Origin of the sequence: Streptomyces sp. NPDC050528 (genome assembly GCF_044457795.1) — a bacterium.
In the GTDB taxonomy this organism is placed as follows: Bacteria; Actinomycetota; Actinomycetes; order Streptomycetales; family Streptomycetaceae; genus Streptomyces.
The window spans coordinates 291,623-297,795 of record NZ_JBITHH010000014.1 but is presented as its reverse complement, the minus strand read 5'-3'; the positions used below and the strand labels follow the sequence as shown (position 1 = coordinate 297,795).

General features: G+C 70.3%; 5 protein-coding genes and 1 pseudogene. 4 read left to right on the top strand and 2 right to left on the bottom strand.

Annotation, left to right across the window (positions count from 1 at the left end):
* A pseudogene (locus ACIBK4_RS40505) lies at window positions 1-185 on the bottom strand (ABC transporter permease); the annotation flags it as partial.
* The gene (locus ACIBK4_RS40500) at window positions 185-1,204 is read right to left on the bottom strand and encodes a sugar ABC transporter substrate-binding protein (protein ID WP_399003397.1); all 1,020 of its coding nucleotides are present in this window, start codon (window positions 1,202-1,204) and stop codon (window positions 185-187) included. The gene ACIBK4_RS40500 and the pseudogene ACIBK4_RS40505, both read right to left, overlap by 1 nt.
* A gap of 289 nt (window positions 1,205-1,493) precedes the next feature.
* On the opposite strand from ACIBK4_RS40500, the gene iolC reads away from it, so the two are divergent.
* Genes iolC through iolD form a run of 4 tightly spaced genes read left to right on the top strand, consistent with a single transcriptional unit; the run spans window position 1,494 to window position 6,168 of the window.
* Window positions 1,494-2,462 carry a 5-dehydro-2-deoxygluconokinase gene (gene iolC / locus ACIBK4_RS40495; RefSeq protein ID WP_399003395.1) on the top strand — a complete coding sequence of 323 codons (969 nt, stop codon included), beginning with the start codon at window positions 1,494-1,496 and terminating at the stop codon, window positions 2,460-2,462.
* Window positions 2,463-2,501: 39 nt separating this feature from the next.
* Window positions 2,502-3,380 (top strand): deoxyribose-phosphate aldolase, encoded by an 879-nt coding sequence (locus ACIBK4_RS40490; RefSeq protein ID WP_399003393.1) that lies wholly within the window; start codon window positions 2,502-2,504, stop codon window positions 3,378-3,380.
* 14 nt (window positions 3,381-3,394) lie between these two features.
* On the top strand, window positions 3,395-4,291 hold the full coding sequence (gene iolB / locus ACIBK4_RS40485) for a 5-deoxy-glucuronate isomerase (protein WP_399003391.1): 897 nt from the start codon (window positions 3,395-3,397) through the stop codon (window positions 4,289-4,291).
* A complete protein-coding gene (iolD, locus tag ACIBK4_RS40480; RefSeq protein WP_399003389.1) occupies window positions 4,291-6,168 on the top strand; it encodes a 3D-(3,5/4)-trihydroxycyclohexane-1,2-dione acylhydrolase (decyclizing) in 1,878 nt (625 codons plus the stop codon). Before iolB ends, iolD begins: the two co-directional genes overlap by 1 nt.
* The last annotated feature ends 5 nt before the right edge of the window (window positions 6,169-6,173 follow it).

The window sequence follows — 6,173 nt, the reverse complement described above, 5'->3', positions numbered from 1 at the left end:
CGCACCGGCGGAGCGGCGATCAGGAAGAACACGTACACCGCGGCCGCACCGAGGAAGACACCCACCTCGGGACGCGCCAACAGCCGTAGCGGCAAAGGTCGTTCAGAGGTCCGGCCGTCGGATTCCTTGGGGCCGGGGGCCGGCGGTGAGGTCACCGCCGGCTCGGCGTGCTGGGTCATGCTCATCACCGGGTTCCGTTGGCGGCGTACTTCGCGACGGCGGCGACGTTGGTCTTGTCGACGAAGGCCGGGCCGGTCAGTACGGGCTGCTCACCACCACCGCTGTAGTTGCCGTTGTTCTTGTAGAGCCACAGCGAGTCGACCGCCAAGTAGCCCTGGAGGTAGGGCTGCTGGTCGACGGCGAACTGGATGGTGCCCTTGCTGATCGCGGTCGTGAGGTCCTTGTTCAGGTCGAAGGTGGCGACCTTCGCCTTGCTGCCCGCGTCGGACAGCGACTGCACGGCCGTCAGCGCGAAGGGGGCGCCGAGGGTGACCACGTAGTCGATGGCCTTGTCCTGGGTGAGCTTGGCGGTGATCGTCGACTTCACCGACGGCATGTCCGTGCCGTTGACGTTGAGGACCTCGGTGGTGCCGCTGAAGGTCTTCTTCACACCGTCGCAGCGCTGCGTCAGGCCGATGTTGCCCTGCTCCTGGATGACACAGACGACCTTCTTGGCGCCTTCCGTGTTCAGCCGCTTGCCGAGCGCCTCGCCTGCCACCGTCTCGTCCTGGCCGAAGAACTCCAGGAGTCCGAGCTTCTTCCAGTCGCTGAGACCGGAGTTGAGCCCGACGACGGGTATGTTCGCGGTCTTCGCCTTGCCGATGACGTCCTTGAGGGCGTCGGGCTTGGCGAGAGTGACCGCGATGCCGTCGACCTTCTGGTCGATCGCGTTCTGCACCAGGTTCGACTGGTTGCCCGCGTTCGGGTCGGCCGAGTAGATGAGCTTGATGTTGTCCTTGTCGGCGGCGGCCTGGGCGCCCTTGCGGACGATGTCCCAGAACGTGTCGCCGGGCGCCTGGTGCGTGACCAGGGCGACCGTCATCCGGGGAGTGCTGGCCTTGCCCGCGGAGGCGCCAGAGGTGTCCTCCGTGGCCTTCTTTCCGCCCGAGCTGCTGGAGCAGCCGGCGAGAGTCAGCGCCGCTGCCGCGGCCACCGCCACAAAGGGGGCCATTCTGCGCGAGCGGGAGTAAGAGGAACGGTCCATCTTTCCTGCACCTCACTGTGCTTCAGGGGAAAGGGATCAATGATCGCAGAGATCAGGGCTCGGGGCCTGTCCGGCCCCGGGTCGTACGCCGTGGAACACGGCTGGTGCGCTGGGACGGAATCCAATCCCCGGTCGCGCCCGCTGTCAATACTTTGTTAAGACATCATTTCACAAGCAGGTCCGAATGTAAGTACAAACTATTGACAGAGGCACCCTCCGAGACCTACACCTGGGAGGCGGCAGGCCCCTGGGACCCGCCCACCCCCAGCAGCTCAGAGGAGTGTCGCGCATGGCCGAGTCAGCCCAGCCCTTCGATCTCATCACCATGGGCCGCATCGGGGTCGATCTCTACCCGCTGCAGTCTGGCGTACCGCTGGCCCGTGTGGAGACGTTCGGCAAGTTCCTCGGAGGTTCGGCGAGCAATGTGGCCGTCGCGGCCGCCCGGCTCGGCCGGAGCACCGCGGTGATCACCCGCACCGGCGACGACCCCTTCGGGACCTATCTGCACGAGGCCCTCAAGGACTTCGGGGTCGACGACCGCTGGGTCACCCCCGTCGCGGACTACCCGACCCCGGTCACCTTCTGCGAGATCTTCCCGCCGGACGACTTCCCGCTGTACTTCTACCGGCAGCCGAAGGCGCCGGACCTGGAGATCCACACCGACGAGCTGGACTACTTCGCGATCCGCGAGGCCCGCGTCTTCTGGATCACCGGCACCGGTCTGAGCGAGGAGCCGAGCCGCTCCGCCACGCTCGCCGCCCTCAAGGCACGCGACAAGGCGGGCACCACGGTCTTCGACCTCGACTGGCGCCCGATGTTCTGGAAGGACCCGGAGGAGGCCCGCCCGTACTACGCCGAGGCCCTCCGCCACACGACGGTCGCGGTCGGCAACCTCGACGAGTGCGAGATCGCCACCGGCGTCCGCGAGCCCCGCGCCTGCGCCCAGGCGCTGCTCGACGCGGGCGTGGAGCTCGCCGTGGTCAAGCAAGGCCCCAAGGGCGTGCTGGCCGTGCACCGCGACGGCACGACGGCCGAGGTGCCGCCGGTGCCGGTCGAGGTGCTCAACGGCCTCGGCGCGGGCGACGCGTTCGGCGGCTCCCTGTGCCACGGCCTGCTGGCCGGCTGGGACCTGGAGCGGACCATGCGGTACGCCAACGCGGCCGGCGCCCTCGTCGCCTCCCGTCTCGCCTGCTCCACCGCGATGCCCACCGAGTCCGAGGTCGAGGACCTCCTCGTCGGCGCCCGAGCGGGCGACTGAGCACGTGGCCGATCCAGCCACCCCTGAACGGAGCTTCTCTTGAGCATCAGCATCCCCGACCTGGTCACGGTCAGAGCCCGGCACCCGGAGGCCATCGCCGAGGCGGCCGCCCGCCGGGTGCGCCGCCCGCTGCTGGGCGACAGCGGCCGCCTGATGATCGTGGCCGCCGACCACCCGGCCCGCGGCGCGCTCGGCGTCGGCGACCGCCGTACGGCCATGGCCAACCGGGCCGACCTGCTGGAACGCCTGTGCGTCGCGCTGTCCCGGCCGGGTGTCGACGGGGTGCTCGCCACCGCCGACATCCTGGAGGACCTGCTCCTCCTCGGGGTCCTGGACGGCAAGGTCGTGATGGGCTCGATGAACCGCGGCGGCCTGTCCGGCGCCTCCTTCGAGATGGACGACCGGTTCACCGGCCACCGCGCCGAGGACATCGCCCGCCTCCGCTTCGACGCGGGCAAGCTGCTGGTCCGCATCGACTACACCGACCCGGGTTCGCTGACCACCCTGGAGTCCACCGCGCGCGCGATCGACGACATGGCGGCGCACCAACTCCCGTTGTTCGTCGAGCCGTTCATCTCACGCCGGGTCGACGGCAAGGTCCGCAACGACCTGTCCGCCGAGGCCGTGACCCGCTCGATCGCGATCTCCTCGGGCCTGGGCGGCACCTCCGCCTACACCTGGCTGAAACTGCCCGTCACCGACGACCCGGACGACATGGCCGAGGTCATGGAGACCTCGACGCTGCCGGCCGTGCTGCTCGGCGGCGAGGTCGGGGACGACCAGGACGGCGCGTACGAGAAGTGGCGCAAGGCGCTGCGGCTGCCCACCGTCCAGGGCCTGGTCGTCGGCCGCTCCCTGCTGTACCCCGCCGTGGGCAGCGTGGAGACGGCGGTGGACACGGCTGTAGGTCTGTTGTGAACCGGAGGCACACGATGACGAGCGCTTATCACCTTCCCGCGGGCAAGGCCCTCGGCGGCCCCTACGTCGTGGACGTGACCCCCGAGTCGGCCGCGTGGGGCTACTCCAGCCTGCGGGTCCTGGAGCTGCCGCCGGGCGGCACGCACACCTTCGACACCGAGGACAGCGAGTGGATCGTGCTCCCGCTGAGCGGTGCCTGCACGGTCTCGGCGTCCGACGACTTCGGCCACGACACCTTCGAACTCGCGGGCCGCGAGAGCGTGTTCACCTCGGTGAGCGACTTCGCGTACGTCCCGAGGGATTCCCGTACGACGATCTCGTCGGCCGGCGGTGGCCGCTTCGCGCTCAACGGGGCCCGCTGCGGCCGCCGGCTGCCCGCGCGCTACGGACCGGCGTCGTCGGTGCCGGTGGAGCTGCGCGGCACCGGCAACAGCTCGCGGCAGGTCAACAACTTCGGCGCGGCCGGGGTCTTCGAGTGCGACAAGCTCATCGCGGTCGAGGTGATCACGCCGGGCGGCAACTGGTCCTCCTTCCCGCCGCACAAGCACGACGAGCACCGGCCCGGCGAGGAGTCCGTCCTCGAAGAGGTCTACTACTTCGAGTTCGCCGACCACGAGGGCACCCCCGGTCTCGGCTACCAGCGCGTCTCCCCCTCCGGACAGGGCCGTAACACGGATGTCCTGGCCGAAGTCCGGGGCGGGGACGTGGTGTTGATCCCGGACGGCTGGCACGGGCCCTCGATGGCGGTGCCCGGTCACCACATGTACTACCTCAACGTCATGGCGGGTCCCGAGGACGACCGCTCCTGGCTGATCTGCGACCACCCCGATCACGCCTGGGTCCGCGGCACCTGGCCCGAGCAGCCCGTCGATCCCCGTCTCCCCCTCTACACGGCACCGGAGAAGTCCTGATGAGCCCCACCACCCGCCGCCTGACCGTCGCCCAGGCCCTGGTGCAGTTCCTGTCGGTCCAGTACACCGAGCGCGACGGCGAACGGCACCGGCTGATCGCCGGCACCTGGGGCATCTTCGGCCACGGCAACGTCGCCGGTCTCGGCCAGGCGCTGCTGGAGGTCGGCGAGGACACGATGCCGTTCCACCAGGGCCGCAACGAACAGGCCATGGTGCACGCGGCAGTCGGCTACGCCCGTCAGCTCGACCGGCTCTCCGCGCAGGCCGTCACGTCGTCCATCGGACCGGGCGCGACCAACCTGGTCACGGGCGCCGCGCTGGCCACGATCAACCGGCTGCCGGTCCTGCTCCTGCCCGGCGACTACTTCGCGACGCGTGCCGCCGACCCGCTGCTCCAGCAGTTGGAGCACCCGGTCGAGGGCGACCTCTCGGTCAACGACACGCTGCGTCCGGTCTCCCGCTACTTCGACCGGATCACCCGCCCCGAGGCGCTGATCCCGGCCGCGCTGAACGCGATGCGCGTGCTGGCCGACCCGGTGGAGACGGGGGCGGTGACTCTGGCTCTCCCGCAGGACGTTCAGGCCGAGGCGTTCGACTGGCCGGAGGAGTTCTTCGCCGACCGCGTGTGGCACGTACGGCGTCCCGCGCCGGACGTCTCCGAACTGGCGGAGGCCGTCGAGGCCATCCGGTCCGCCGAGCGCCCGGTGATCGTCGCGGGCGGCGGCATCCACCACAGCCGCGCCGAGGAGGCGCTGAAGGCGCTGGTCGACGCGACCGGCATCCCGGTCGCCTCCACCCAGGCGGGCAAGGGCTCGCTGCGCCACGACCACCCGGCGGACCTGGGCGGCATCGGCCACACCGGCACGGCGGTCAGCGACGACATCGCGCGCGCCGCCGACCTGGTGATCGGTGTCGGCACCCGCTACACGGACTTCACGACGGCGTCGAACACGCTCTTCCAGAACCCGGCCGTCCGCTTCGTCAACCTCAACATCGCCGCGTTCGACGCCCACAAGCTGGCAGCGCGCACCCTGGTGTGCGACGCGCGGGCGGGTCTCACCGCGTTGACCGAGGCACTCGCCGATCACCGTGTGAACTCGGTTTACGAGGCCGAGTACCGCGCGGGCAAGGAGCGGTGGGAGCGGGTTGTTGACACCGCGTTCACCGCCCCCGACGAGAACGCCGTGCCGACCCAGACCCAACTCCTCGGCGCCCTCGACGCGGTCGTCGGCGACGACGACGTGGTGATCAACGCGGCCGGCTCGCTCCCCGGCGACCTGCACAAGCTGTGGCGGGCCCGCAGCCCGCGCCAGTACCACCTCGAATACGGCTACTCCTGCATGGGCTACGAGATCCCGGCCGGCATCGGCGTCCAGCAGGCCGCCCCCGACACCCCCGTGTGGTCCCTGGTCGGCGACGGCACGTACCTGATGATGCCGACCGAGATCGTCACGGCGGTCCAGGAGGGTCTCCCGGTCAACCTGGTCCTGATCCAGAACCACGGCTACGCCTCCATCGGCGGCCTCTCCGAGTCCGTCGGCGGCGAGCGCTTCGGCACCGCCTACCGCTATCGCGCGGCCGACGGCACCTTCTCCGGCGCCCCGCTCCCGGTCGACCTCGCCGCCAACGCGGCCAGCCTCGGCATGGACGTCCTGCGCGCCAAAACCGTGCGCGAACTGCGCGAGGCACTGGCCACGGCCCGCGCCTCCGACCGGCCGACGTGCGTCTACGTCGAGACCGACATCGCCACCCCGACCGCTCCCCCGGCCGAGGCCTGGTGGGACGTACCGGTCGCCGAGACTGCCTCGCGGCAGTCCGCCGTCCAGGCCCGCGAGGAGTACGACCGTCAGGTCGCCGACCGTCGCCGTCACCTCTGAACTCC